Here is a 25,243-nt window from a genome sequence, read left to right as displayed (position 1 = left end):
ATTGAGGCTCATTCAGGTGGTGCGAGGATGCGCGCCGCCGGCATGACCTTGAGGGACGGCATGAAAATCGTGGTGCTTGGCGCCGGTGTGGTTGGCACGGCGGCTGCGTATTACCTGGCCGCCGACGGCCATGAGGTGACGGTGATCGAGCGTCACGAAGCCGTGGCGCGCGGCACCAGCCAATCCAATGCCGGACTGGTATCGCCGGGCGATGCGACAGCCTGGGCTTCGCCCGCAGCACTGAAGACCTTCCTGCGCGGGCTCTGGAACCACGATCTAGGCATCAAGGTCAGGCTCAGCCTCGATCCATATTTTTATGCCTGGAGCCTGCGCTTCCTGCGCGAATGCACGGTCAAGCGGCTGCGCGCCAACACCGACGTCAAGCTCAGGCTGGCACTCCATTCCCGCATGTGCATCAACGCCTTGTCGGACGCGACCGGCATCCACTATGACGAGCGCAAGAAGGGCATCCTGTACTTCTTCCGCTCGCAAAAGAGCCTGGACCACGGCACCGACAATTACCGCTATCTGGCCGAGCATGGCCTGCCGATCGAGATCGTCGGCCGCGAGCGCTTGGCCGAACTGGAGCCGGGGCTGGCCGGCGTCAAGGACAAGATCGCCGGCGGTATTTATTCGCCGATCGACCAGACTGGCGATTCCAAGCGGTTCACCGACAATCTGGCCGCCTATGCGGCCGAGAAGCTTGGCGTAAAATTCCTGTTTGGCACGACGGTCCAAGGCCTCAACATCGAGGGCGACCGGGTGCGCGCCGTGATGACCTCGGCTGGTCCAGTCGCGGGCGACGTGGTGGTCATTGCGATGGGGCCTGAAAGCGGCCTGCTCGGCCGCCGCTACGGCATCGACCTGCCAGTCTATCCGGTGAAAGGCTACACCGCGACCATTCCGCTGGAAGACGAAAGCAAGGGACCGACCATGGGCGGCGCCGACGAGGATCGGCTGATCGGCTATTCGCGACTGGGCAATCGCCTGCGCATGTCCTCGACGGCCGAATTCACTGGCTTCGACCGCAGCTTCAAGCCGCGCGATTTCAGGACCATCCTGGAAACCGGCAAGGATCTGTTCCCCGGCGCTTTCGACGAGAAGAAAGCCGTGCTGTGGGCCGGATTGAGGCCGATGATGCCGAACTCGGTGCCGGTGATCGGTCGGGCGAAATACAAGAATCTCTATCTCGATACCGGCCACGGCCATGTCGGCTGGACCATGGCCTGCGGTTCAGGACAGTTCCTCTCGGACGTCGTTGCCGGGCGGAAGCCGCAGATCGATCCGCAGGGGTTGCTTTACTCCAGGTGATTTAGCCGTCGTGCCGGCTTCGCATCCACTCACCGGCTAACCATTCGGCAAGCCATCCTGTTTCGAGGTCGGCAACCTGCTGCAGGTTGCCTTGCCTTGCTGCGATGTGTCCGAGACCTACCACCTGAAAATCGGAGCAGTCGGCTGGATGGTCATGTTCCCCGCATGTGAGCTGCCACTCGCCGTCGAAGTGGCGGACAACCAAGTTGGCCGGCCTATCCGCGCGGAAGACGTGATCGCATACGATGGCTCGGGTTTCCCCACTGAAAGCAGTCATGCGGATGTCTGTTGGCTAACATTGCTGTCAGGATCATTCGCATGATTGCTCGCCGTGCGCCAAGCCTTTGCATAGTCGCCAAAGGCTGAATTGATCGGAGCTTCCCTCTGCGCGCCCTTGCCAATCGCCTCACCGTCGGCCTCCGCCAGCAGCGCCGCACCAATGCTGGTGCCAGTCGACGTTTCCGATGCGATGACCGGCCGTCCGGTCGCTGCCGCCAGCATGAGGATGAAAGGCTGGTTCTGGGCGAAAGGCCCCTCGACCGTCGTCGGCCCGTCGCCGCCGATCAGTTCCAGGCAGGTCGCGGTCATCAGTGCCAGATAGAATGAGATAACGGCGAAGCGTTGCCCGGGGCTTAGGGCATCGGCATCGACCCATTGCGCGGTGCGATGCGGGAAAGGTCCGGAGCCTTGTTGCGTGGAGGGCAGAAGCAAGGCCCGGCGCGTCAACACGGCGGCGATGTCGCTGTCGTTCCAGACCTGCGGCTTGCCGTCGGTGAGCAGCGAGAATTCGCGCCCGCCCATGAAGCGCGCCGACGGTACAGGGTCGCCGAGCGCATTGACGTTGACCAGCGTGTCGCGCGCCGGATCGAGCTCGATTTTCTTGCCGCCGACGGCCATCGACACCACCCAGGTTCCGGTTGAGACGACCGAAAACGGTGGCGCGTCGGCCAGGAGATGCGGCAGCAGCGAGGCGTTGGAATCATGCAGGCCGCACAGCACCGGTGTCCGCGGATCGAGGCCGGTCCGCGCGGCGAGCGCGGGCAGGATCGGGCCGAGCCGGTCCTTGGCCAGCCGCACCGGGGCCATCAGCCGGCGCCAATCCAGGCGGTCGACCATCGACGAGAAATCCGCTTTCCAGGGGTTCCATAGATCGGTGTGACAGCCGAGCGAGGTCACCTCGTTGGCGGCAATGCCGCTCAGCCGTAGCGCCCAGTATTGCGGATACATCAGCATCGCGCTTGCTTTGGCAAATTCCGCCGGAAAACGCTGCTGTTGCCAGAAGAACTGCGCGCCGAGATTGAGGCCTGCCGGCAGGCGTGGCGTGCCGGTCTCGGCGAACGGCGCACGGACCGCGTCATACTCGGTGGCCAACCGCTCCGGGCCATCGTACTCATAATCGAGCACCGGCAGCACCAGTTCGCCGGCGGCGTCGACCAACGCGCCCGTCGCGCCGTGCGTGGTGATCGAAATGGCGTCGATGCGGCGTTCGCGGTTGAGCTCAGCCAGGCTGTTGAGGATGAACGTCCACAGCGCCTCGACGTCGTGATGCGGGTAAGGCGCTTGCCGCAGTGGCGCGTTCGCCTTGCGGCGCAACGCGACCTCGTCCAGCGTCGCTAGGTCGACCAGCGCCACCTTGGCGTTGGTCTTGCCGATGTCGATGACGGCGATGGTTTGAGGCGTGCTCATTCCATATGGAACATCGTTTCCAGCGGCACCGCCACCGGTTCGTTGTCGTCCCGGGTCTCCATGACATCGGCCATATGCGCCCACCAGCGCTGCATCACCGGATGTTTCGGCAGGTCGGCCATGCCGTGGTCGTCACGCCGCCACAATACGCCGAACAGGATGTTGGTTTCCGCGTCGAGATGGATCGAATAATCCGAGATGCCGGCCTCTTTCAGCAGCGCCACCAGCTCAGGCCAGATCTCGTCGTGGCGGCGCTTGTACTCGGCCTTCATGCCCGCATTGAGCTTCATTTTGAAGGCGTATTTCTGCATCAGGCGAAGCGTCCTTCGCGCAGCCGCCGCCAGACGATAGGCAGCGCGATGACGATGATCAGCAAGAGGCCGATGAAGATCGACATGACGATGCCAGGAACGTTGAGCAGGCCGAGGCCGAAGGTCACCAGCCCCATGATGAAGGCGGCAAGCACGACGCCCAGAATGCTGCCGGCGCCGCCGAGGATCGAAACGCCACCCAGCACCACCATGGTGATGGCCTCCAGCTCATAGCCCTGCGCGATCGACGGCCTGGTCGAGCCGAGCCGCGAGGTGATCAGCACCGAGGCGATGCCCGACATCAGCCCGGTCAGGCAGAACAGGATGAATTTTATCCGCCCGACGCGCACGCCGGAAAACTGCGCCGCCACCGGATTGTTGCCGATGGCAAAGACGCGGCGGCCGAAGCTGGTGCGGTGGAGCAGGAACCAGTAGATGACGGCCGCGATGAGGAACAGCGCCAGCTCGAACGAGAACACCCACCAGATATAGCCTTGGCCGAAGAAAGCAAAACTCTCCGGATAGCCCTTATAGGCCTGGTCGCCGAGGATGATGAAAGCGATGCCTCGGAACAGGCTCATCGTGCCGATGGTAACCACGATCGAGGGCAGGCCGAGCCGGGTGACGAGCAGCCCGTTGAAGGCGCCGCAGCCGAGCCCGACGACGATGCCGATCGCGACCAGCACCGGTGTGCCGGGGCCGGCCTGCACCGCCATGCCCATCATTGTCGAGGCGAGCGCCACGATCGCGGCCACCGACAGATCGATTTCGCCCGAGATGATCAGCAGCGCCATGGCGAGCGCGATCAGGCCCTTTTCGGTGAAGTTGAAGGTAAGGTCCGACAGCGACCACGGATCGAGGAAATAGGGCGAGGCGAAGCTGTTGACCGCGAAGATGGCAACCGCGATGACGATAAGCAGCGCCTCCCAGGAAAAGATCGCCGAGGACAGCGGCTTGTCGAGCCGGTCGGGAATGCGGCGTGGGGCAGGGGTGTCGGTCATGCCGCTTCCACCTTTCTCAGGATGATGCGGCCCTGCCGGCGCTCGCCGCGCGCATTGAGCACCACGGCCAGGATGATGGCGCTGCCCGAGATCGCCATTTGCCAGAAGGGCGAGATGTTGATGACCGGCAGCGCGTTGGAAATGATGCCGAGAAACAGCGCGCCTAACACCGCGCCGCCGACCGAGCCGATGCCGCCGGCGATCGAGATGCCGCCGATGACGCAGGCGGCGATGATGTTGAGCTCATAGCCGTTGGCGACCTCGACCGAGGCGATCACATAGCGCGAGATCCACAGATAGCCGGCCAGCCCGCCGATCATGCCGGAGATGCAAAAGACGATGAATTTTGTCCGGCCGACATCGATGCCGGCATAGACCGAGGCGGTCGGGTTGACGCCGATGGCGTAGATCGAGCGGCCGACGGCTGTGCGCGTCATCACCAGGAAGAACAGCGCGATGACGATGATCGCGATCCACGACAGCACCGGAATGCCGACGAAAGCGGCGCGCTGGAAGTTGATGAAGTCGGGACTCATCTGGTCGGCATTGACCCAGGCGCCGCCCGACAGCACGAAGGTCGCGCCGCGATAGATGGTCAGCGTTCCAAGCGTCACCACGATCGAGGGGATGTTCAGCCGCCACACCAGCAAGCCGTTGATGGCGCCGAGCACCAGGCCGACGAGAAGCGCAACCACGATCAGGACCGGGATCGGGATCGCCGGGTGCGCGGCGTTGAGCATCGCCACCACCATGCCGGTGAAGCAGAGGTTGGAGGCCATCGACAGGTCGATCGACCGCGTCAGGATCACCACCATCTGGCCCAGCGCCAGGATCATCAGGATAGAGGTATCGTTGAACACCTGGCGCAGGTTCGCCGGATCGGCAAAGCCGGGGAAGCGGGTCGAGATCAGGCCGATCAGAGCGACGATGCCGGCAAGCAACCAGAGTTCGCGATATTTGAGCAAAACCTTCATGCCGCGATCCCCGCCGCCGTCCGCACCAGCGTCTCGGCATCGAGCTCCTTATTGTCGTAAGTCGCCGCGATGCGGCCTTCGCGCATCACCACGACACGGTCCGACATGCCGAGGATCTCGGGTAATTCAGAAGAGACCATGATCACCGAAAGGCCTTGCGAAACCAGCTCCGCCATGAAGCCATGCACGGCGGCCTTGGAGCCGATGTCGATGCCCTTCGTGGGCTCGTCGAGGATGATCACTTTCGGCGCCGTGGCCAGCCATTTGGCGATGACGACCTTCTGCTGGTTGCCGCCGGATAGCGTGCCGACATCCTGGCTGAGCGAAGAAGCGCGCAGGTCGAGCCGCTCAGTGTAGGAACGGGCGAGGGAAAATTCTTCTGCGAGCCGCAGCATTCCGGATTTCGAGGTGCGGGCCAGCGAAGGCAGCGACACGTTCTGGAAGATCGGCAGGCCGATCACTACACCCTGTTTGCCGCGTTCCTCCGGCACATAGACGATGCCAGCTTCGATGGAGTCCGCCGCGGACTTCGGCGCAATCGCTTTTCCCTCCAGCGAAATCGTACCCCGGCTGATGCGGGTGATGCCCGATATCGCCTGCATCACCTCGCTGCGCCCGGCGCCGACCAGCCCGTAGAAGCCGAGGATCTCGCCCTTGCGCAATTCGAAGCCGATATCGTCGAATTCGGTCGGATGCGACAGGCCGGAAACCGAGAGCACCGGCGCACCGATCTGCGGCTCGCGCCGTGGAAAAATGTGGTCGACCGAACGCCCCACCATCATGCGCACGATCTCGTTCTGGCCGGTGTCCTTCAGTAGGCCTTCGCCCACCATCTCGCCATCACGGAACACGGTGTAGCGGTCGGCGATGCGGTAGATCTCATCGAACTTGTGGCTGATGAACAGCACCGCCTTGCCGTCGCTCTTCAGGAACTCGATCAGGAGGAAAAGCTCCTCGATCTCCTTCATCGAAAGGGCGGCGGTAGGTTCGTCCATGATGACGATCCGCGCATCGATCGACATCGCGCGCGCCACCGCCACGAGGTGCTTGTTGGCGATGCCGAGGTCTCTCAGGCGGGCGTCGGCGTCGATGTGGCCGGCGCGCATCGTCTCCAGCACCTCGCGCGCATTTTTGCGCATCATGCGCCAGTCGATGGTGCCGAAGCGGGTGCGCGGCGCATGGCCGAGAAAGATGTTTTCGGCGACCGACAGGTCGTCGAACAAAACGGTTTCCTGATGAATGGCGGTGATGCCATGGCCGAAGGCGGCATGTGCGCTGGGCAGCGTGGTCACTTGTCCATCGATGCCGATCTCGCCGGAATCCGGTTGGTAGATGCCGGTCATGATCTTGACCAGCGTCGACTTGCCGGCGCCGTTCTCGCCGATCAGCGCGGTCACCTGTCCGGGATAGAGCGACAGGCTGACATTGTGCAGCGCGCGCACACCGGGAAAGCTTTTGGAAATGCCGGACAGCGTCAGGCGCGGAGCAGGGGCCGAGAGCTCCTGCTTGATCGTGCCATGTTGGGCTGTCGTGTCCATATCCGTATCAAGCCCTGAAACAAGATCCGTTTAAAGTCGCGGCGGGACGTGAGCCCCGCCGCATCAGATAGAAGGGGCCGAGATCAATAGATCTTGGAGAACTTCTCGATGTTGGTCTTGTCGAACTGGAAGGGCGGCGCCATCGCGGCCGAGTTGGTGTCGTCGAGCGTCACCTTGCCGACGCGGCCGATCGACAGCGTGGCGCCCGGCTTGGCCTCATCCTTCTTCACCGCTAGGTCATGGGCAAGATAGATCGCCGAGTATCCGAGATCGATCGGGTTCCACAGCGCGACCGCCTGGCTGGAACCGTTGTCGATGAACTTCTTGAATTCCGACGGCAGGGCGAGGCCGGTGACGTTGACCTTGCCGATCAGGTTCTCGTCGGTGACGACCTGCGCGGCGGCGACGACGCCGACGGTGGTCGGCGCGATGATCGCCTTGAGGTTCGGATAGGACTTGAGCAAGCCCTTGGCTTCGTCGGTGCTCTTGGCGGAGTCGTCATCGCCATAGACGGTGGCGACGAGTTTGATCTTGGGGAACTTCTCCGGCAGCACCTTCTTGGCGGCCTCGATCCAGGCGTTCTGGTTGGTCGCGGTCGAGGATGCGGAGAGGATGGCGACGTCGCCGCCTTCCGGCAGATAGTCGGCGGCGAGCTTGATGATCGTCTCGCCGATCAGGCCGGTGTCGGACGGGTTGAGATGAAGCTGGCGGCCTTCCTTGGCGACGCCCGAATCCCACGAGATGACGGTGATGCCGCGTTCCATCGCCTTCTTCAGCACCGGCACCAGTGCGTCGGCGTCATTGGCCGAAATCGCGATGGCGTTGACCTTCTGCGCGATCAGCGAATTGATCACCTCGATCTGCGCTTCCGCCGTTGCCTTGGTCGGGCCGGTATAGATCACATCGACGTCGCCCAGTTCCTTGGCCGCTTCCTCGGCGCCCTTGTTGGCGGCGTCGAAGAAGCCGTTGCCGAGCGACTTCACCACGAGCGCAATCTTGACGTTTTCGGCATAGGCGGCATTCACGAACATGGCGGCGGAAAAGGCCGCCGTAACCAGCAGTTTCTTCAAAAGGCTCATCGAATATCCTCCCTTGAGCGTTGCATTCCATCGCCGCTGCGGGCGTAAGTTTCCCTTAGGCCTGCAGTGAAGATTCTTCCTTGTCGTTTGACTGCTTACGGGCGACGATCAGCGCCACGCCCGCCGTCTCCAGCATGTTGGCCTCGCGGTCCTCGATGCCGTCGTCGGTGATCACGGTGGCGATGCGCTTGAGACCGCACAGGATCAGGCTGGAGCGCTGGCGGAATTTCGAGGAATCGACCAGCACCACCAGTTCGTCGGCCTGGTCGATCAGCTTCTGCTCGGCCTGGATCAAGAGCGGGTCGCCTTCCATCAGCCCGAGCGGCCCCAGACCTTGCGCGCCCATGAACATGCGGCGCGCATAGAAATTGCGCGTCACGTCGTTGTCGAAGGGCGACAGGATGATGTTCTGCTCGCGGTAGATGGTGCCGCCCGACAGCATCACGGTGTTCTTCGAATGCTTCAGCAGATGCTCGGCGATCGGAAACGAGTTGGTGAAGATCGGCATGCGGCGCCCGGTCAGGAAATGCACCATCTGGAAGGTGGTGGTGCCGCCATTGATGATGATCGGCTCGCCGTCGGTGCAAAGGTTCACCGCTTCCCGCGCGATCGCCCGCTTTTGCGCGGCGTTGAGCGTTTCGTTGACCGAGAAGGGCCGGCCGGCAAGGCCGATGAACTGCGGCGGCGAGATCGCCTCGGCGCCGCCGCGCACACGGCGCAGGCGCTTTTGCACATGCAACGCTGCGATATCGCGCCGGATCGTCGCCTCCGAGGAGTCGGTCAGCTCGACCATCTCCTGCACCGTCACCACAGGCTTTTCCTGGACGGCGGACAGAATGATCCTGTGGCGCTCTTTTTCGTGCATGGTTCCTCCCTGCCTGGGCATGAGGCCTTAGAAAGCGCGCAGTGTCAATCATTTCCGATCAAATATTTTCATTGTGCAGTGCAATATGATCGATATTGATCGTTTATGATTGACAAGGAGGCGGCTTGCGTAGACATTCCGGGCGGCAAATGAGGGGCGGGGCGTGCGCGCTCCAAGGGAGGATACCTATGCTCGACAAGCGCTCCGGCTCGCGCCTCGCCAATCTTTGGGACGATGCGAAAGCCGAAGGCATGAGCGGTCCCGAACTGCTGGTTTATCGCTCGAACACGCTGGGGTCCGACAAGCGTGTCACCAACTATGGCGGCGGCAACACCTCGTCCAAGGTCTGGCAGAAGGATCCGCTCACCGGCGCGGATGTCGAGGTTCTGTGGGTCAAGGGCTCGGGCGGCGACAGCGCTTCGATCAAGCTGGATGGTTTCGCCACGCTCTACATGGACAAGCTGCGCGCGCTGAAGGGTCTTTATCGCGGGCTCGCACATGAGGACGAGATGGTCGGCTATCTCCCGCACTGCACCTTCAACCTCAACCCGCGCGCGGCCTCGATCGACACGCCGCTTCATGCCTATGTGCCGAAGGCTTGCGTCGATCATATGCATCCCGACGCCATCATCGCCATTGCCGCCGCTAAGGATTCCCAGGCGATCACCAGGGAAGTCTTCGGCGACGCCATCGGCTGGCTGCCTTGGAAGCGGCCGGGCTTCGAGCTCGGCCTATGGCTGGAGAAATTCTGCCTCGAGAATCCTGATGCCAAGGGCGCCGTGCTCGAAAGCCATGGCCTGTTCACCTGGGGCGACACGCCGAAGGAATGCTACGAAACGACGATCTCGGTGATCAACCAGGCGATCGACTGGTTCGAGCGGAAATCCGAAGGCAAGGCGATCTTTGGCGGCGAGGTTGTCAAGGCGCTCGACGCACCCGCGCGCCGCGCCATTGCCGCCAAGCTGATGCCAAGGATACGCGGCCTGATTTCGGAGACGAGCCACAAGCTCGGCCATTTCGACGACCAGCCTGCCGTACTGGAGTTCGTCAACTCGAAGGACCTGCGGCCGCTGGCGGCACTCGGCACCTCGTGCCCCGACCATTTCCTGCGCACAAAAATCCGGCCGCTGGTGATCGAGTTCGATCCGGCCAAGCCGGATGTCGATGCCGTCATCGCACGCCTCGCCGACGACATTGCCGAATACCGTGTCGGCTACCAGGCCTATTACGACAGCTGCAAGCATCCGGATTCGCCCGCCATCCGCGATCCAAATGCCGTCGTCTATCTGATGCCCGGCGTCGGCATGTTCACCTTCGCCGGCGACAAGGCGACGGCGCGCATTTCGGGTGAATTCTACGTCAACGCCATCAATGTCATGCGCGGCGCGTCCACCGTCTCGTCCTATGTCGGGCTGCCGGCGCAGGAAGCCTTCGACATCGAATACTGGCAGCTCGAAGAAGCCAAGCTGCAGCGTCTGCCCAAGCCCAAGGCGCTGGCCGGGCAGATCGCGCTGGTCACCGGCGGCGCCGGCGGCATCGGCCGCGCCACCGCCAACCGGCTGCTGCGTGAAGGAGCCTGTGTCGTGCTCGCCGATATCGACGAGGCCGCGCTGGCCAGCGCCAATGACGAGCTGTCGAAAGCCTACGGCAAGGATTTCGTCCGCCCGGTTCTGATCAACGTCACCTCCGAGGATCAGGTCGTGTCGGGCTTTGCCGAAACGTCGGTCGAATTCGGCGGCATCGACATCCTGGTGTCCAATGCCGGGCTTGCCTCCTCGGCGCCGATCGAGGAGACGACGCTGGCGCTGTGGAACAAGAATATGGACATCCTGTCGACCGGCTATTTCCTGGTGTCGCGCGAGGCTTTCCGGCTGTTCCGCGCCCAGAAGATCGGCGGCAACGTCGTCTTCGTCGCTTCCAAGAACGGCCTTGCCGCATCGCCCAACGCCGCCGCCTATTGCACCGCCAAGGCCGCCGAAATCCATCTCGCCCGCTGTCTCGCGTTGGAGGGTGCTGAGGCGCAGATCCGGGTCAATGTCGTCAATCCGGATGCGGTGCTGCGCGGCTCGAAAATCTGGACCGGCGAGTGGAAAGAACAGCGCGCCGCCGCCTACAAGATGTCGACCGACGATCTCGAGGAACATTACCGCTCGCGCTCGATGCTGAAGCGTTCGGTGTTTCCGGAAGACATCGCCGAAGCCATCTATTTCTTCGCCTCCGACATGTCGGCCAAATCGACCGGCAACATCATCAACGTCGACGCCGGCAACGCGCAGAGCTTTACGCGCTGACGGCGGAGCACTCTCTTCTCCCCGTTTACGGGGAGAAGGTGGCCCGAAGGGCCGGATGAGGGGCAGCGCCGACGGAACGCATTTGGGAGGAACCGCATTGTCCGAAACCATCATTTCCGCCGACGTTGTTCAAAAGAGCAACGCCGCCCGCCAACCCGACCTCGAGCGCGATTACGCCTCGCTTGGTGAACGCCTCGACCGCCGCGGCATCGCCATCGACGCCATCCGCGGCAAGGTCGAGAAATTCGCCGTGGCGATCCCGTCCTGGGGCGTCGGCACCGGCGGCACGCGCTTTGCCCGTTTTCCCGGCGCCGGCGAGCCGCGCGACATCTTCGACAAGATCGAGGACTGCGCGGTCATCAGCCAGCTCACCCAGGCGACGCCGACCGTCTCGCTCCACATTCCGTGGGACAAAGCCGATCCGAACCGGCTGAAGCAGGCGGCCTCGCGCTTCGGCCTCGGCTTTGATGCGATGAATTCCAACACCTTCTCGGATGCGAAAGACCAGAAGCTGTCTTACAAATTCGGCTCGCTGTCGCATGCCGATGCCGGCACGCGGCGCCAGGCGGTCGAGCACAATCTCGAATGCATCGAGATCGGCAGAGCGCTCGGCTCGAAGGCGCTGACTGTGTGGATCGGCGACGGCTCAAACTTCCCCGGCCAGGTCAATTTTGCAAAAGCCTTTGAGCGCTATCTCGACGCCATGCGCGAAATCTATGCCGGCCTGCCGGACGACTGGCGGCTGTTCACCGAGCACAAGATGTACGAGCCGGCCTTCTACTCTACCGTCGTGCAGGACTGGGGCACCAACTACATCATTGCCAGGGAACTCGGCGACAAGGCCTTCTGCCTGGTCGACCTCGGCCATCATGCGCCCAACGTCAACATCGAGATGATCGTGTCGCGGTTGATCCAGTTCAAGAAACTCGGCGGCTTCCACTTCAACGATTCCAAATATGGCGACGACGACCTCGACGCCGGCTCGATCGATCCCTACCGGCTGTTCCTGGTCTTCAACGAACTGGTCGATGCCGAGTTGTCTAGCGCGGAAGGCTTCAATCCGGCGCATATGCTCGACCAGAGCCACAACGTCACCGATCCTATCGAAAGCCTGATGCTGTCGGCGGTCGAGGTGCAGCGCGCCTATGCGCAGGCGCTGCTGGTCGACCGCAAGGCGCTCGAAGGTTTCCAGGAGACCGACGACGCGTTGATGGCCACCCAGACGCTGAAGGCCGCTTACCGCACCGATGTCGAGCCGATCCTGGCCATGGCTCGGCTGAAGACCGGCGGCGCCATCGACCCGGTCGCCGCCTATCGCGAGGCCGGCTACCGGGCGAAGGTCGCGGCGGAGCGCCCGGCGGTGGCAAGCGGTGGTGGCGGCATCGTTTGAGGTTAGCTGATCTCCCCACTTGTGGGGGGAGATGTCCGGCAGGACAGAGGGGGCGCTGTCCCCCCCGACTCTCAAGATATTCCGTGCCTGCAACGTGGAGAAAGTTGCGAACCGCTCAGCGAGCGAACACCAATATGTGTTCGCTCATATTGATGATGGACTCAGGCGCTCCAAGTAGCTCTTCTAGGCAGACTGCACCAGGAGCACCGCCATGCCCTTGACCCGTCGGACGCTGATTGGCGTCACCCTTTCGCTCGCCTTTACGCTTGCGCCATCCACCGCCGTCTTCGCCGCCTCGTCGCAACCGGCCAAGGGCGAGCACGGCATGGTGGTGACCGCCCAGCATCTGGCCTCCGAGATCGGCGTCGAGGTCTTGAAGAAAGGCGGCAACGCCGTCGATGCCGCTGTTGCGGTCGGCTATGCGCTGGCCGTGGTCTATCCCGATGCCGGCAATATCGGCGGCGGCGGCTTCATGACCATTCGCCTCAAGGACGGGCGTACGACCTTCCTCGATTTCCGCGAGCGCGCGCCGCTTGCCGCGACCAAGACCATGTATCTCGACAAACAAGGCAATCCGATCAAAGGCGCCAGCCTCGACGGCTACCTCGCCGTCGGCGTGCCGGGTTCGGTCGCCGGTTTCGAGATGGCGCGCGAAAAATACGGTACCCTGTCCAGGCAGGATCTGATGGCGCCGGCGATCGCTCTGGCCAAGGACGGCTTCGTTTTCAATCAGGGCGACGCCGCCACGCTAGCCGGTAGTGCTGACCGCCTGGCCAAGGATCCGGCGGCGGCCGCGATCTTCGTGAAGCCGGATGGCAAGCCGTATGGCATCGGCGAGCGGCTGGTGCAGACGGACCTTGCCGCTTCGCTTGCGGCGATCTCCGAGAAGGGCCCGGACGCTTTCTACAAGGGCGGCATCGCCGATGCCATCGTCAAGGCAAGCGGCGCCAAGGGTGGCATCCTCGCCAAGGGCGATTTCGAGCAATATGCCGTCCGCGAGCTGAAGCCCGTCACCTGTTCCTATCGCGGCTATGAGATCATCTCCTCGCCGCCGCCGAGCTCGGGCGGCGTCATCATCTGCGAAATCCTCAACGTGCTCGAGGGCTATCCCTTGTCCTATCTCGGCGCCGGCTCGGCCGAGACGGTCCACGTCATGGTCGAAGCCATGCGCTATGCCTATGTCGACCGCAACTCGGCGCTCGGCGACCCCGATTTCGTCGACAATCCGGTCTCGAAGCTGCTCGATAAGAATTATGCCAAAGCCATCCGCGACAAGATCGATCCGTTCCGCGCCGGCGTCTCGAAGGAGCTGATGCCGAAAGGTTTCGGCGAGTCCAAAGAAACCACCCACTACTCGATCATCGACAATGACGGCAATGCGGTCGCCGTCACCTACACGCTGAACGGCTCTTTCGGCGCCGGCGTCGTTGCCGACGGCACCGGCATCCTGCTCAACAACGAGATGGATGATTTCACCCAGAAGCCCGGCGTGCCCAACCTTTACGGGTTGGTCCAGGGCGAGGCCAACGCCATCCAGCCGAAGAAGACGCCTTTGTCCTCGATGAGCCCGACGATCGTGACCAGGGACGGCAAGCCGTTCATGGTCATCGGCAGCCCCGGCGGCTCACGCATCATCACCATCACGCTGGAAGCGATCGTCAACGTCATCGACCATGGCATGAACATCCAGGAGGCGATCGACGCGCCGCGCATCCACCATCAATGGCTGCCCGACACCATCTATGTCGAGCCTTACGGGCTGTCGCCGGACACCGAGCGGCTGCTGGCCGGCATGGGCTACCACCTCGACCTGAGCGACCAGACCTGGGGTCAGGCCGCGGGCATTCTGGTCGGCGGCAAGAGCCTCAGCGAAATCGAGAAGGGCGGTGGCGCGCGCTACAACGGCGCCATCGACAGCCGCGCCGCATCCGGCGAAGCGCTGGGGTATTAGAGCATGATCCCAAAAAGTGGGTACCGGTTTTGGAAAAGATCATGCTCAGGTAACGTTACACCACTAGCGTCAGCGTCGAAGCGATCAGGAGGATGGCGGCGATGCCGACGAACAGCGCATAGATGCGCGGCCGGTCGAGCAGCAGCGCATTGCCCGAAATCCAGGCGGAGGTGGCGCCGCCGAGCGCGAACAGGAAGCCGTTGCGGTGGCCGAAAGACAGCGAGGCCGCCATCAGGCCGCCAATGATCAGCGCGCCGAACACGATGATGACGGCCACGGCATATTTCTCGAAATCATTGCCGCCGCCCATCGCCGGCCCCATCGCGTTCAGATTGGGCAGGTCGTCCGGATCGAAAGGGTTGGCCGAGCCGTATTCGTCTTGACCGAGGGATTCGCGCATTACTCATTCTCCGCTGAGCGGCAACAAATCATCAACGCTGGCCAAGCGCAACCCGGCAACGCGGTGGCGGCAATGCGTTCGCCGCGTCTCTGATGCCGGCGCGCCACGGTTTCCCGGTTGATCTCAACGGCGAAGCGGCGTTGCGGTTCCTAGAGCATGATGCCGAAAAGTGTGAAGCGGTTTTCGGACGACATCATGCGCTCTTCAGGCTTGATCTACCTGGAGAAATCGCTGCGAACGATGCCGTGCCGCTGCAGCTTGTCGTAGAAAGTCTTGCGTGGAATGCCGAGCGCCTCGATCGTGCGCCGGACGTCGCCGTCGTTGCGACCAAGTGTCTCGCGGATGATGTCGGCCTCATAGCGATCGAGCCGTTCCGGCAACGCCATCGTGGCATCATTCTCCGCCGCCGCTGGGGAAGGCGCTTCAGCAATATCCTCCAGTCCGAGCACGAAACGCTCCGCAAAATGCGCTAATTCGCGCACATTGCCGGGCCAGTCATGGTCCCGCAGATGACGCTGGATCACCCCGGAGGGGGCCGGCACGGCGCGTCGGAAACGGGCGCCGGCGCGCTCGGCGAAATAGCCGAAGAGCAGCGGCACATCGTCCCGGCGCTCGCGCAACGGCGGGATCGACAGCGTGACCACATTGAGCCGGTAATAGAGGTCCTCGCGAAAATTGCCGCGCTGGGCGGAATCGCCGAGATCGACCTTGGCGGCGGCGACGACGCGCAGGTCGACCGGGCGCACCTCATTGGTGCCGAGCGGCGTCACCTCGCGCATTTCGAGCACCCTGAGCATCTGCACCTGCGTCGAGGCCGGCATGCTTTCGATCTCGTCGAGGAACAGCGTGCCGCCGCTCGAGTGCTCGATGCGGCCGATGCGCTTCTTCTGCGCGCCGGTGAAGGCGCCGGCTTCATGGCCGAACAATTCGCTCTCGATCACCGTGTCCGGCAGCGTGCCGCAGTTCAGCGCCACGAAATTGCCCTTGGCGCGGCGGCTCCAGCGGTGCAGCAGGCTAGCCACCACTTCCTTGCCGGAGCCGGTCTCGCCGGTCACCAGCACGTCGACATCGGTGTCGGCAATCTGCCGCAGCGTGCGGCGCAGCCGCTCCATCGCCGGCGTCTGGCCGATCAGCGGCAGGCCCTCTTGCGCCTGCTCGGCCGCCTCGCGCAGCGCGCGGTTCTCCATCACCAGGCGGCGCTTCTCGGCGGCACGGGCAACACTTTGCGCCAACCGCTCGGCGGCGAAGGGCTTGGTGATGAAGTCGTAGGCGCCGTCCTTGATCGCCTTGACGGCCATGGCGATGTCGCCATGGCCGGTGACCAGGATGACGGGGATGTCGGGATCGATCTGCAGCACGCGGTCGAAAAGCTGCAGCCCGTCGATCTCCGGCATGCGGATGTCCGACACCACGACGCCGGCAAAATTCCTGTCGAGCGTTGCGAGCGCTTGCCTGGCTACCGAGAAGGCCAGCACTTCGAAGCCGGCAAGCTCCAGCGTCTGCGTTGTCGCCTTGAGCAGATCGCTGTCGTCATCGATCAGGATGACCGGAGCCGGGTCGCCAGTCGTCATGCGGTGGCTGCCTTCGAAAGGTGGATGGTGAAACTTGTGCCCTGGCCGCTGCTCGACACCTCGATGCGCCCGCCATAGTCGGCGACGATATCCTTGGAGATGACGAGGCCAAGCCCGAGGCCCCTTTCCTTGGAGGTGTTGAAGGGCGTGAACAGCGATTTGAGGATTGCCGGCGGAATGCCCGGACCATTGTCCGCCACAACAAGCGCGACGTCGTTGCCGGTTTCCGAGGCGGACACCTCCACCTTGGCATCGTCGCGGCCTTCGAGCGCTTCCAGCGCATTCTGGAAGAGGTTGATCAGCACCTGCTCCAGTCGCAGCCGGTTGCCCATCACCTTGACCGTGGACGGCGGCAAGGTGATCGCCAGTGCGTCCAGTCGGCCGGCGAAGCGGCTTCTGAGCAGCACCACGGCGCCTTCGATCACGCCGCGCAATTCCACCGGCTCGGCCGCGGTGCGGCCCTTGCGGGCGAAGGCTTTCAGCTCCTCGGTGATCGAGCCGATGCGCTCGGTCAGCGCCGCGATCGCGCCGAGATTCTCCGCGGCCGGCGCGCTTTGCTTGCGCTCCAGGAAGACACGCGCGTTGTCGGCATAGGCGCGGATGGTCGCCACCGGCTGGTTGATCTCGTGCGCCACGCCGGCCGCGACCTGGCCGAGCGTCGCCAGGCGGTTGGCCTGCACCAGTTCCTGCTGCATCACCTGCAGCTTTGCCTCGGTGCTGCGGTGGTCGACGATCTCGGCCTGCAGCCGGTCGCGCGCCAGGCTCAGATCCTGCGTGCGCTCGACGACACGGCGCTCAAGTTCGGCGCGCGCCGCCTGCTCGGCCGCGATCCGCATCTGGCCGGATTGCCGGCGCCAAAGCAGATAGGCGGCCAAAGCGATGAGCGGCACGACAACGCCGAGCGCCAGAAGCCGCATTTCGCGCTGCGCGGCGGCGATCGGCGCTTCCGCCGGCACGAGATAGTCGAGCCGCCACGGCGTCGACGGCACCGCAGTCGACAGTCGCAAATATTCGGCGTCGCTGCCGCCCGGCGTGACGGCATGGACCAGCGCGACATCGGCGGAGAGCGCTTCCGGCCTGGTGATCGGCAAAGGCACCAGCGGCGCCTCGCCGAACTGCTGGCTGGCGCGGATATCGGCGAGCAGCGGCCGGTTGAGCGGCGCCGTCGTCAGGAAGCGCCAGGACGGCACGCTGGTGATCAGCACCACGCCATGCGCATCGCTGACATAGGCCGGGCGATTCGCCTCGTGCCAGTCGGCTTCGAGCTGGTCGAACTCCATCTTGACGACGACGACGCCGAGCGGACCAGAAGCGCCGTCGACACGCCGCGAGATGTAGAGGCCAGGACGCTTGCTGACATTTCCCAGCGCGAAATACTCGGCGGTGCCCGTGTGCATCGCGTCCGAGAAATAGGCGCGAAAACCGTAGTCATTGCCGACGAAGCTGACCGGCTCGCGCCAGTTGCTGGACGCGATCGCGAAGCCATCCGTGCCGGTGACATAGAGCACCGAGGCCTTGGTGCCAGAAACCAGTCCTTCGAGCTTGCGGTTGAGCACGTCTATCGCAGCCGGGCTGCGTTGCAAAAGCGCGTCGTTGACTTGCTGGTCTTCGGATAAGAGCAGCGGCAACGCGCGCGGATTTTCGAGCACGGCGCGCAGCAGCGCGACTTTCAAATTGGCGTCGGTGCGGCCCTGCGCCGCCAGCGCCTCGATCTCGGTCGAACGGCCGTAAAGGCCGGCGCCGTAAAGTGCTGCAAGCACGATGAGCAGCGCCACGGCAGTGAACAGGAGCCAGACGCGCCGCGCCCGCCCGGCGAGCAATTCGGGCGTCGAGAGGATGGCAGCGGCGGGGCGTTGCAGCATGGGGCATTTGTGCATGATTTCGCACAGAGCACAATTCGACCTATGCGGATAACCGCACCTGAAGGCTCGGAGATGGGAGTCGCAGAGGCGAAAAAGCAAGCAGAATCAAAGGCCGGCGCTTGGCTGCGAAAACTGGCACGCCTGTTGCAAATGCATCCGCAGCAGCCGCGAGGCTGTGGAGGTCAACTGCCCCGGGAGGTCGAGCTTTTCGATCGGGGCTGAACGGAGGACATTATGCAGACAGCTATCGCTGCGGTGGAGCCGCACGCCAAGCTTCCCTTTTACCGGCATCTCTACGTCCAGGTCCTGGTGGCGATCGCCGCCGGTATTCTGCTTGGCCATTTCTATCCCGATTTCGGCGCCTCGCTGAAACCGCTCGGCGACGCCTTCATCAAGCTGGTCAAGATGGTCATCGCGCCGGTCATCTTCCTGACGGTGGCGACCGGCATCGCCGGCGTCTCCGACCTGAAAAAGGTCGGCCGCGTCGCCGGCAAGGCGATGATCTACTTCCTGGTGTTCTCGACGCTGGCGCTGATTGTCGGCCTGGTCGTCTCCAATGTCATCCAGCCCGGCGCCGGCATGCACATCAATCCGGCGACGCTCGACGCCTCGAAAGTGGCGACCTTCACCGAGAAGGCGCATGACACGACCATCGTCGGCTTCCTGATGAACATCATCCCCGACACCATCACCGGCGCCTTCGCGCAGGGCGACATTCTGCAGGTGCTGTTCTTCTCGGTGCTGTTCGGCATCGCCCTGGCCCTGGTCGGTGAGCGGGGCCGCCCGGTGGTCGATTTCCTGCAGGCGCTGACCTCGCCGATCTTCCGCCTGGTCGCCATCCTGATGAAGGCCGCGCCCATCGGCGCTTTCGGCGCCATGGCCTTCACCGTCGGCAAATACGGCATCGGCACGATCGCCAACCTCGCCTTTCTGATCGGAACCTTCTACCTGACGTCGCTGCTCTTCGTGCTGGTCGTGCTCGGCGCTGTCGCATGGTACAACGGTTTCTCGATCCTGGCGCTGATCCGCTACATCAAGGAAGAGCTGCTCCTGGTGCTCGGCACCTCGTCGTCCGAGGCTGCCCTGCCGGGCCTGATGGCCAAGATGGAACGTGCCGGCTGCAACCGCTCGGTGGTCGGCCTGGTCATTCCGACCGGCTATTCCTTCAACCTCGACGGCACCAACATCTACATGACGCTGGCGGCCTTGTTCATCGCCCAGGCGACGGACACGCCGCTCACCTATGGCGACCAGATCCTGCTCCTGCTCGTCGCCATGCTGAGCTCGAAGGGCGCCGCCGGCATCACCGGCGCCGGCTTCATCACGCTGGCCGCCACGCTCTCGGTCGTGCCTTCCGTGCCGGTCGCCGGCATGGCGCTGATCCTCGGCGTCGACCGCTTCATGTCGGAATGCCGGGCGCTGACCAACTTCGTCGGCAATGCGGTCGCGACCATCGTCGTGGCGCGTTGGGAAGGCGAGCTCGACCAGACCAAGTTCGCCGCCGCCATGGCCGGCCGGTTGCCGGAAGAGGCGGACCTCGCATTGTCCGGCGGTCTGCAGCCCGCCTGACCCTTTCCAGGCCCCCTCGAGCTTGTGCAGGCCGCGGCTTAGCCGCGGCCTGTTCTTTTTGTTGGCCGCCGCTTAGGTTGCGCGAGCCGGATTCCCGGCGCAATTGTCAACCGTGAGGGCGGTCAATGAGCAGCGCGTTTCCCGAGATCTATCTGGTTCGCCATGGCGAGACTGAATGGAGCCTCTCGGGCAGGCATACCGGCCGTACCGACATTCCACTGACGGAGAAAGGCGAGGAAGCCGCGCGCGGTGTTGCCCAACGTCTCAAAGGCTTGAGTTTTGAGGCCGTCTGGTCGAGCCCGTCGCAGCGCGCCTTCGACACCTGCCGTCTCGCCGGCTTCGGCGAGCGGGCGGTCAAGAAGTCGGACCTGCAGGAATGGAACTATGGCGACTATGAGGGCGTGACGACGAAGGACATCCTGTCACAGCGCCCCGGCTGGCAATTGTTTCGCGACGGCTGTCCAAATGGCGAGGCGGCCGCCGATGTCGGCGTTCGGGCCGATGCGATCATCGCCGAGCTCCGGGCTGTTGCCGGCAATGTGCTGATCTTCTCCAGCTCACATTTCCTGCGGGTCTTCGCGGCGCGCTGGGTCGGCCTTCCGCCGGAAGGCGGGGAGCACTTGGTGCTCGATACGGCAAGCCTCAGCGTGCTCGGCTACGAGCACGACCTGACCGAGCCGGTCATCCGCCGCTGGAACCAGAAATAGTCCCTCGCGAGGCAAGCATCGCCACCTCTTCGGCCGTCAGATGCCGCGCCTTGCCTTTGGCGAGCTCGCCGAGCTGCAGGTCGCCGATCGCCACCCTCACCAATCTCAGCACCTCGATGTCGAAGGCGCCGAGCAGCCGGCGGATCTGCCGGTTGCGGCCTTCGTCGAGCACGATTTCCAGCCAGGCGGTTCGCCCGCCGCTGCGCAACAGCTCGATCGAGCGTGCCGCCAGCAGCTCGCCATCCGCGTCAACGCCTTTTCGAAATTGCGCGAGCAGGGCCTCATCGGGAACGGAGGCGATCTGCACGTGATAGGTCTTGGCGACATGCGAAGCGGGGTCGAGCAGCCCGTTGGCCCAGCGCGTGTCGTTGGTCATCAGGAGCAGGCCTTCGCTCGCCTTGTCGAGCCGGCCGACCGGCGACACGTAAGGCAGGTCAAGTCCTTCGAGACAATCATAGACCGTGCCGCGCCCCTCCGGGTCGTCGCGGGTGGTGACCAGCCCGCGCGGCTTGTTCAGCATCAGGTAGACCTTGCGCTCGGCAATGACGCGCTCGCCGTCGATGGCGATGCTGTCGCGCTCGAGATCGACCCACAGCGACGGGTCGCGCGCCACCTTGCCGCCGACGCGCACGCGTCCCTCGGCGATCAGCAGTTCCGCCTGCTTGCGTGAGCACAGGCCGAGCTTGGACAGCGCGCGGTTGAGACTGACTTTGCGGGCGTGAGGTTGTTTGTCGGACGGACGTGCCAACGCTTTGCTTTCAAATTCGAGAGCGCGACGCATGCCATGACGGGCGACATCGGCGCAACCCGCTCGACAGCCAAGCCGATGTGAGGCAGTCCACCTTCACTCCTTCGGTGCACTCAATCGCCGGTAGGAGACGCCGCCGAAAGTCGCCGTCACGAAATTCTTGACCGACATCTTGCGCTTGCGCCCGTCGCTGCAGGCATAGACCGGCCAACCTTCCTCGCTGCACTCGCTGGCCAGGCAGAGCCGGGCGAGGCAGTTGCCGACGGTGAGGCGAAAACCGCCTTTGCCGGCGAAGCCCTGCAGCAGACTGCCATCCGCCGCGCGCCATGTCCGCTGGACGAATTCAGGTCGCAAAAGCCAAGGTTCCAGGCGCGCCGCAAGGCCGGCCTGCTGACCTGTATACTGAAGGCGATAGCGCGCCATGCCCGTGGCATAGGCGGTCACCAGATCGGACTCGCCAAGATAGGCCGTCATGAGATCGGCCTTATCGAGCAAATGCGTACCATGCGGGCCTGCCTGCGCCGTCCCTGAAAACGCAACAGCGGCTATGAGAGCGAAACAAGCTCGCGACATTCGATTTCCAGCAGCCACACGGATCCGGCGTGCCGGTTTGCCCGACTGCCTTGCGGCACCATCCCGCCAATCGCCGATCGGCGCAAGTCGCCCCGAGATGTTCGGCAACGCCACCGGATATGGCGCAGCTTTCTTCAGCCGTTGGCGGCCGGCGGCAGCTCGAACAGGGTGGCGCCGTTCTGGCGGCCTTTCTCGACATAGCCGATCACGCGAAACCACCTGGCGACATCCGGCCTGTCCAGCCAGCTGCGCGAGTGTATAGGCAGGTTGCCGGCAAGCGCCTGGACATGGCGGATGTGCCGTCTGCAGAAACGGACAGTGGCGGCGCCGAAGAAATCCTCCCGCGCGGCAAACAGCGTGTCGGCGGCATCGGCGTCTTCGTGCCAGGCGATGATCGCCACGGTCTTGTCATCCTGGACGAGCGCATGCGCCCGGCCTTCCTTCAGGTTCATCATCAGATTGTCATAAGCGCTTTTGCTGTCCTTGCCGGCCGCCACATATTCGTCCGACATTCGCTTGGACAGGTCACGGAAAACATCTTCCAGATCGCCGACCGTCGCCGCGCGTGCTTTCATTTCTCCTCCTGACAGCCCAAGAGCAGTTTGCACCAGGAAACCGCGATCACCAAGAAAAGCAAATCCGCGATATGGCCCATAGGCGCAAACTCTTTTCGCCTGAGCGGGCAGGCGGCGCCCTTCCGAATGGCGCTTATAAGCGCTGGCTTGAGATCGGGCGGCAGGTGTCGGATAGTCAACAACGCGAGCCTGACTGGCCGCAGCAATCCCAAGGCGGTCATGATCGAACTGATCGAAACCATCTACGAGGCGGCCTTCGTTCCGGAGCGATGGAACGCCGTGCTGCAGCAAGCGAGCGGCTTGTCGAACTCGGCCAGCGCGCAGGTCTTCTTCTTCAGCGACAACGGCCCGCCGGGTGGGACGACGCTCGACAATCTGCGGCCGCTGTTCGACGAGTTCATCAAAGGCGACTTCTGGAAATTTTGCGACAGCGTCCAGAAGATGTGCAGCCTGCAACCGGCAAGCTTCGTGCGTGTCGACGATTTCCTGAGCTCCGATGAGATCGAGCGCGATCCGGCCCGCATTATGCTGAGAGAGTTCGGCATCGGCGCGCATCTTTGCACGGCGATCCCGATGCCGACCGGTGAGCTGGCGACCTTCGTCTTTCAGAAATGGATCAAGGACGCCGGCTATGACGACGCCGAGGTCGGCAGGCTCGACGCGCTGCGGCCGCATCTTGCCCGCGCCAGCCTGGTGGCCGGGCGGCTGCGCATGGAACGCGCCGAAGCGACGACCTCGGCGCTCGACCTGCTTGGGCTGCCGGCCGCGGTGCTGTCGGCGAATGGGCGCATCATGACGACCAACCTGCATCTGGACCGGCTCGACACGGCCTTCCTGCCGGTCGCCTATGGTGGATTGGCGATTGCCGATCGCGATGCCAATCGGCTGTTTCAGCGGGCCGTGACCGGCATGAGCCGCGCTGACGATGCGATCGGATCCATCCCGGTGCCTGGGATCGGCGGCGAGGCGCCTCTCGTCGTCCATCTGCTGCCGTTGCGGCGCACGGCGCACGACCTCTTCGGCAATGCCGATATCTTGATGATGGCCACGCCCGTCAAACCGAGCGCGCTGGTGCCCTCGGCGAGCCTGCTCAACGCGCTGTTCGATCTGACGCCGGCGGAGGCGCGGCTGGCAGCCGATCTCGCGGCCGGCCTCACGCTGGCGCAATCGGCTGGCCGATACGGCATCACCGTCAAGTCGGCCCGCACCTATCTCGAGCGTGTCTTCCAGAAGACCGGTACCCACCAGCAGAGCCAACTGGTCGCCATGCTGAAGACGATGCAGCCGCTGGTCGCACCTTCGGTTCAGTGATCCGGCCGCGGCGCGCGGCTTTCTGACCTCAATCGGCGCTGCGGTCGGTCCTAGAGGATTGCCTGTCGATCCACAGCGCAATCAGAGTGCACACAGCGCCTGAGAGCAGATAGGCGCCGGCGGCGATGAGGCCGAAATTGCCCGCCATCAACAGCGCCGCGAGCGGCGCGAAGCCGGCGCCGAACATCCAGGCCAGATCCGACGTCACCGCCGAGCCGGTGTAGCGGTGGTGGCGCGAGAAGCTCGATGCGACGATGCCGGAGGACTGCCCGAAGCTCAGGCCGAGCAGGATGAAGCCCAGCACCATGAAGACGGTTTCGCCGACGGCGCCGCCGTCCAGAAGCTGCGGTGCAAAGCCGCTGAAGATGGCGATGGTGATCGCCGAGCCGACGAGCAAATTGCGGCGCCCGACGCGGTCGGCCAGCGGGCCCGATGCCACGATGGCCGCGATGCCGAAGAATGCGCTTACCGCCTCGATCACCAGGAAGCGCTCCGGACCCTCATTGGTGAACAGGAACACCCAGGAGAGCGGAAACACGGTCACCATGTGAAACAGGGCGAAGCTCGCCAGCGGCGCGAAGGCGCCGATGACGACGTTGCGGCCTTCAGTCCTGACTGTGTCTTTGATGCGCGTCGGCTGCAGGTCGCCGCTCTCATAGAGTTTCGAGAACTCGGGCGTCACCACGATGCGCAGCCTTGCAAACAGCGCCACGACATTGATGGCGAAGGCGACGAAGAAGGGATAGCGCCAGCCCCAGGCGAAGAAATCGTCGGCCGACAGATTGGCGACGAAGAAGGCGAACAGCGAGCTTGCGACGATGAGGCCGATCGGCGCGCCGAGCTGCGGGATCATCGCATAGATGCCGCGCCGGTTATGTGGCGCGTTCATGGCCAGCAGCGATGGCAGCCCGTCCCACGTCCCACCAAGCGCCAGGCCTTGCAAGAAGCGCGTCAGCGCCAGCAGCCAGGCGGCGATCACGCCGACATCCTCATAGGAAGGCAGGAACGCCATGGCGACGGTCGAGGTGCCGAGCAGGAAGAGCGCGATCGTCAACTTTGCACCGCGGCCATAGGCGCGATCGATGGCCATGAACAGCACGGTGCCGAACGGGCGCGCGATGAAGGCCAGCGCGAAGATGACGAAGGAATAGAGCGTTCCAGCGAGCGGGTCGTGCGTCGGGAACACCAGCTTGGGAAAAACGATGACTGAAGCGATGGCATAGACGAAGAAGTCGAAGAACTCCGACGTCCTGCCGATGATCACGCCGACCGCGATATCGCCAGCGCTGACCTGGCCGTGATGCGAGCCGATCAGTTTGCTGTCAGTTTCGGCAGTCGAAGTTCCAGCCATAATTTCCGTCGCCACCGAGCTCAAGTTCGGAACGCGATTGTCGCCGTCCCATTATGCGTGCACACTTTCGCGAAAGCCATACCAACTGGGCATTGGACAAATTGTCCAATGTCGTCGCGGTGACGGCGGCAGTAGCCGTTGATCCATATCGCGTCGTGGCTTGCCAAGGCCTGCTGCCG

21 protein-coding genes are annotated in these 25,243 nt (G+C 63.7%); 7 read left to right on the top strand and 14 right to left on the bottom strand.

What is annotated here, in order from left to right; genetic code table 11:
* The first annotated feature begins 60 nt into the window (after nucleotides 1-60).
* Nucleotides 61-1,311, top strand: coding sequence for a D-amino acid dehydrogenase (locus AB6802_RS16920; RefSeq protein WP_371011304.1), 1,251 nt, complete (start codon nucleotides 61-63; stop codon nucleotides 1,309-1,311).
* Nucleotides 1,312-1,584: 273 nt separating this feature from the next.
* On the opposite strand, the gene AB6802_RS16915 is transcribed toward AB6802_RS16920, so the two are convergent.
* The 7 genes from AB6802_RS16915 to AB6802_RS16885 form a co-directional block, all read right to left on the bottom strand.
* A complete protein-coding gene (locus AB6802_RS16915) occupies nucleotides 1,585-2,997 on the bottom strand; it encodes an FGGY-family carbohydrate kinase (protein ID WP_371011278.1) in 1,413 nt (470 codons plus the stop codon).
* Nucleotides 2,994-3,308: an L-rhamnose mutarotase gene (gene rhaM, locus AB6802_RS16910; RefSeq protein WP_371011277.1), complete on the bottom strand. Its 315-nt coding sequence runs from the start codon at nucleotides 3,306-3,308 to the stop codon at nucleotides 2,994-2,996. The genes AB6802_RS16915 and rhaM overlap by 4 nt, the downstream gene beginning before the upstream one ends.
* The gene (locus tag AB6802_RS16905) at nucleotides 3,308-4,309 is read right to left on the bottom strand and encodes an ABC transporter permease (protein WP_371011276.1); all 1,002 of its coding nucleotides are present in this window, start codon (nucleotides 4,307-4,309) and stop codon (nucleotides 3,308-3,310) included. Before AB6802_RS16905 ends, rhaM begins: the two co-directional genes overlap by 1 nt.
* Nucleotides 4,306-5,283, bottom strand: a complete 978-nt coding sequence (locus AB6802_RS16900; RefSeq protein WP_371011275.1) for an ABC transporter permease — start codon at nucleotides 5,281-5,283, stop codon at nucleotides 4,306-4,308. Before AB6802_RS16900 ends, AB6802_RS16905 begins: the two co-directional genes overlap by 4 nt.
* Nucleotides 5,280-6,821, bottom strand: coding sequence for a sugar ABC transporter ATP-binding protein (locus AB6802_RS16895; RefSeq protein WP_371011274.1), 1,542 nt, complete (start codon nucleotides 6,819-6,821; stop codon nucleotides 5,280-5,282). Before AB6802_RS16895 ends, AB6802_RS16900 begins: the two co-directional genes overlap by 4 nt.
* Before the next feature lie 83 nt (nucleotides 6,822-6,904).
* Nucleotides 6,905-7,900 (bottom strand): rhamnose ABC transporter substrate-binding protein, encoded by a 996-nt coding sequence (gene rhaS / locus AB6802_RS16890; RefSeq protein WP_371011273.1) that lies wholly within the window; start codon nucleotides 7,898-7,900, stop codon nucleotides 6,905-6,907.
* Between the two features lie 55 nt (nucleotides 7,901-7,955).
* Nucleotides 7,956-8,765 carry a DeoR/GlpR family DNA-binding transcription regulator gene (locus AB6802_RS16885; protein ID WP_371011272.1) on the bottom strand — a complete coding sequence of 270 codons (810 nt, stop codon included), beginning with the start codon at nucleotides 8,763-8,765 and terminating at the stop codon, nucleotides 7,956-7,958.
* A gap of 188 nt (nucleotides 8,766-8,953) precedes the next feature.
* On the opposite strand from AB6802_RS16885, the gene AB6802_RS16880 reads away from it, so the two are divergent.
* From AB6802_RS16880 to ggt, 3 genes are all read left to right on the top strand, one after another.
* Nucleotides 8,954-11,056, top strand: coding sequence for a bifunctional rhamnulose-1-phosphate aldolase/short-chain dehydrogenase (locus AB6802_RS16880; protein WP_371011271.1), 2,103 nt, complete (start codon nucleotides 8,954-8,956; stop codon nucleotides 11,054-11,056).
* Between the two features lie 97 nt (nucleotides 11,057-11,153).
* Nucleotides 11,154-12,446 (top strand): L-rhamnose catabolism isomerase, encoded by a 1,293-nt coding sequence (rhaI, locus tag AB6802_RS16875; RefSeq protein WP_371011270.1) that lies wholly within the window; start codon nucleotides 11,154-11,156, stop codon nucleotides 12,444-12,446.
* Between the two features lie 211 nt (nucleotides 12,447-12,657).
* Nucleotides 12,658-14,397 carry a gamma-glutamyltransferase gene (gene ggt / locus AB6802_RS16870; protein WP_371011269.1) on the top strand — a complete coding sequence of 580 codons (1,740 nt, stop codon included), beginning with the start codon at nucleotides 12,658-12,660 and terminating at the stop codon, nucleotides 14,395-14,397.
* 55 nt (nucleotides 14,398-14,452) lie between these two features.
* Here the strand turns inward: ggt and AB6802_RS16865 are convergent, their stop codons facing one another.
* From AB6802_RS16865 to AB6802_RS16855, 3 genes are all read right to left on the bottom strand, one after another.
* Nucleotides 14,453-14,797, bottom strand: coding sequence for a hypothetical protein (locus AB6802_RS16865; protein WP_371011268.1), 345 nt, complete (start codon nucleotides 14,795-14,797; stop codon nucleotides 14,453-14,455).
* Nucleotides 14,798-15,012: 215 nt separating this feature from the next.
* Nucleotides 15,013-16,368: a sigma-54-dependent transcriptional regulator gene (locus tag AB6802_RS16860; RefSeq protein WP_371011267.1), complete on the bottom strand. Its 1,356-nt coding sequence runs from the start codon at nucleotides 16,366-16,368 to the stop codon at nucleotides 15,013-15,015.
* Nucleotides 16,365-18,230: an ATP-binding protein gene (locus AB6802_RS16855; protein WP_371011266.1), complete on the bottom strand. Its 1,866-nt coding sequence runs from the start codon at nucleotides 18,228-18,230 to the stop codon at nucleotides 16,365-16,367. Before AB6802_RS16855 ends, AB6802_RS16860 begins: the two co-directional genes overlap by 4 nt.
* A gap of 234 nt (nucleotides 18,231-18,464) precedes the next feature.
* On the opposite strand from AB6802_RS16855, the gene AB6802_RS16850 reads away from it, so the two are divergent.
* Together AB6802_RS16850 and AB6802_RS16845 are read left to right on the top strand one after the other, a co-directional pair.
* Nucleotides 18,465-19,799: a dicarboxylate/amino acid:cation symporter gene (locus AB6802_RS16850; protein WP_371011265.1), complete on the top strand. Its 1,335-nt coding sequence runs from the start codon at nucleotides 18,465-18,467 to the stop codon at nucleotides 19,797-19,799.
* A gap of 125 nt (nucleotides 19,800-19,924) precedes the next feature.
* On the top strand, nucleotides 19,925-20,506 hold the full coding sequence (locus AB6802_RS16845) for a histidine phosphatase family protein (protein WP_371011264.1): 582 nt from the start codon (nucleotides 19,925-19,927) through the stop codon (nucleotides 20,504-20,506).
* Here AB6802_RS16845 and AB6802_RS16840 read toward each other — a convergent pair.
* The 3 genes from AB6802_RS16840 to AB6802_RS16830 form a co-directional block, all read right to left on the bottom strand.
* On the bottom strand, nucleotides 20,481-21,254 hold the full coding sequence (locus AB6802_RS16840; protein WP_371011263.1) for a pseudouridine synthase: 774 nt from the start codon (nucleotides 21,252-21,254) through the stop codon (nucleotides 20,481-20,483). The genes AB6802_RS16845 and AB6802_RS16840 overlap by 26 nt on opposite strands.
* A 96-nt stretch (nucleotides 21,255-21,350) precedes the next feature.
* Nucleotides 21,351-21,728 carry a hypothetical protein gene (locus AB6802_RS16835; RefSeq protein ID WP_371011262.1) on the bottom strand — a complete coding sequence of 126 codons (378 nt, stop codon included), beginning with the start codon at nucleotides 21,726-21,728 and terminating at the stop codon, nucleotides 21,351-21,353.
* Nucleotides 21,729-21,961: 233 nt separating this feature from the next.
* Nucleotides 21,962-22,402 carry a hypothetical protein gene (locus AB6802_RS16830; RefSeq protein ID WP_371011261.1) on the bottom strand — a complete coding sequence of 147 codons (441 nt, stop codon included), beginning with the start codon at nucleotides 22,400-22,402 and terminating at the stop codon, nucleotides 21,962-21,964.
* Nucleotides 22,403-22,621: 219 nt separating this feature from the next.
* Between AB6802_RS16830 and AB6802_RS16825 the strand changes: the two genes are divergently transcribed.
* Nucleotides 22,622-23,713 (top strand): helix-turn-helix transcriptional regulator, encoded by a 1,092-nt coding sequence (locus AB6802_RS16825; protein WP_371011260.1) that lies wholly within the window; start codon nucleotides 22,622-22,624, stop codon nucleotides 23,711-23,713.
* 28 nt (nucleotides 23,714-23,741) lie between these two features.
* Here the strand turns inward: AB6802_RS16825 and AB6802_RS16820 are convergent, their stop codons facing one another.
* Complete coding sequence (locus tag AB6802_RS16820) at nucleotides 23,742-25,064, bottom strand: MFS transporter (protein ID WP_371011258.1); 1,323 nt, start codon at nucleotides 25,062-25,064, stop codon at nucleotides 23,742-23,744.
* Nucleotides 25,065-25,243 lie beyond the last annotated feature (179 nt).

The organism is Mesorhizobium sp. RCC_202 (assembly GCF_041355295.1).
Classification (GTDB): Bacteria; Pseudomonadota; Alphaproteobacteria; order Rhizobiales; family Rhizobiaceae; genus Mesorhizobium.
This window is presented reverse-complemented; position numbering and strand designations above follow the sequence as displayed.

Bases quoted from the DNA above. Each gene is read 5' to 3' on its own strand.
- AB6802_RS16920 (WP_371011304.1), top strand. From the start codon at position 61: ATGAAAATCGTGGTGCTTGGCGCCGGTGTGGTTGGCACGGCGGCTGCG.
- AB6802_RS16915 (WP_371011278.1), bottom strand. From the start codon at position 2,997: ATGAGCACGCCTCAAACCATCGCCGTCATCGACATCGGCAAGACCAAC.
- rhaM (WP_371011277.1), bottom strand. From the start codon at position 3,308: ATGCAGAAATACGCCTTCAAAATGAAGCTCAATGCGGGCATGAAGGCC.
- AB6802_RS16905 (WP_371011276.1), bottom strand. From the start codon at position 4,309: ATGACCGACACCCCTGCCCCACGCCGCATTCCCGACCGGCTCGACAAG.
- AB6802_RS16900 (WP_371011275.1), bottom strand. From the start codon at position 5,283: ATGAAGGTTTTGCTCAAATATCGCGAACTCTGGTTGCTTGCCGGCATC.
- AB6802_RS16895 (WP_371011274.1), bottom strand. From the start codon at position 6,821: ATGGACACGACAGCCCAACATGGCACGATCAAGCAGGAGCTCTCGGCC.
- rhaS (WP_371011273.1), bottom strand. From the start codon at position 7,900: ATGAGCCTTTTGAAGAAACTGCTGGTTACGGCGGCCTTTTCCGCCGCC.
- AB6802_RS16885 (WP_371011272.1), bottom strand. From the start codon at position 8,765: ATGCACGAAAAAGAGCGCCACAGGATCATTCTGTCCGCCGTCCAGGAA.
- AB6802_RS16880 (WP_371011271.1), top strand. From the start codon at position 8,954: ATGCTCGACAAGCGCTCCGGCTCGCGCCTCGCCAATCTTTGGGACGAT.
- ggt (WP_371011269.1), top strand. From the start codon at position 12,658: ATGCCCTTGACCCGTCGGACGCTGATTGGCGTCACCCTTTCGCTCGCC.
- AB6802_RS16865 (WP_371011268.1), bottom strand. From the start codon at position 14,797: ATGCGCGAATCCCTCGGTCAAGACGAATACGGCTCGGCCAACCCTTTC.
- AB6802_RS16860 (WP_371011267.1), bottom strand. From the start codon at position 16,368: ATGACGACTGGCGACCCGGCTCCGGTCATCCTGATCGATGACGACAGC.
- AB6802_RS16855 (WP_371011266.1), bottom strand. From the start codon at position 18,230: ATGCTGCAACGCCCCGCCGCTGCCATCCTCTCGACGCCCGAATTGCTC.
- AB6802_RS16850 (WP_371011265.1), top strand. From the start codon at position 18,465: ATGCAGACAGCTATCGCTGCGGTGGAGCCGCACGCCAAGCTTCCCTTT.
- AB6802_RS16845 (WP_371011264.1), top strand. From the start codon at position 19,925: ATGAGCAGCGCGTTTCCCGAGATCTATCTGGTTCGCCATGGCGAGACT.
- AB6802_RS16835 (WP_371011262.1), bottom strand. From the start codon at position 21,728: ATGACGGCCTATCTTGGCGAGTCCGATCTGGTGACCGCCTATGCCACG.
- AB6802_RS16830 (WP_371011261.1), bottom strand. From the start codon at position 22,402: ATGAAAGCACGCGCGGCGACGGTCGGCGATCTGGAAGATGTTTTCCGT.
- AB6802_RS16825 (WP_371011260.1), top strand. From the start codon at position 22,622: ATGATCGAACTGATCGAAACCATCTACGAGGCGGCCTTCGTTCCGGAG.
- AB6802_RS16820 (WP_371011258.1), bottom strand. From the start codon at position 25,064: ATGGCTGGAACTTCGACTGCCGAAACTGACAGCAAACTGATCGGCTCG.